1 protein-coding gene is annotated in these 545 nt (G+C 73.0%); it reads right to left on the minus strand.

All coding sequences use genetic code 11. From position 1 onward, the window contains the following. Positions 1-545 (minus strand): YeeE/YedE thiosulfate transporter family protein (locus HW466_RS31155; protein ID WP_176316148.1); only part of this gene is annotated, 545 nt, incomplete at both ends.

The following is a 545-nucleotide window of genomic DNA, read 5'->3' on the forward strand; positions in this document are numbered from 1 at the left end:
GGCGGCCATCGCGCCGAGGATGATGCCGATGTCCATCACGGTGGTCACGTCGTGGCTGACCGGCGCCGACAGCGCGGCCGCGTTCGGGCCCGCGAGCCAGTACTTCCAGCTCGCTACGTCGAGGCCGAGCGAGGCGAAACCCTTGGCGCCCCACAGCGCGAAGGCCGAGGTCACGCCCCAGGGGCGGCCCGACAGCGCGAGCGTGGCGAAGTTGAGCACCGCCAGCGCCACCGCGCCGGCCAGCATCGGCCAGGGGCCGTGCAGCCAGGGCGAGGTATGCGGCGCGCGCTCGGGCGCGTTGACCAGGCGGCCGTGGCGGCGTTTCTCGATGGCCACGGTCAGCGCGGCGATCGCGGCGAACACCGCGAGGTTCCGCACGATCGCGGGCGCCACGCCGAGCGCGTGCACCAGCGAGAGCGGCTTGAGTTGCGGCATCGAGGTCCAGAACGGCATGTGGGCGGTGGCCACCACCGAGCCGACGATGAAGGCCAGCAGCGTGACGATCATGCGCGTGCTGCCGCCGCCGACCGTGGAGAGCGTGCTCG

Source organism: Burkholderia territorii (assembly GCF_902833055.1).
Classification (GTDB): Bacteria; Pseudomonadota; Gammaproteobacteria; order Burkholderiales; family Burkholderiaceae; genus Burkholderia; species Burkholderia territorii.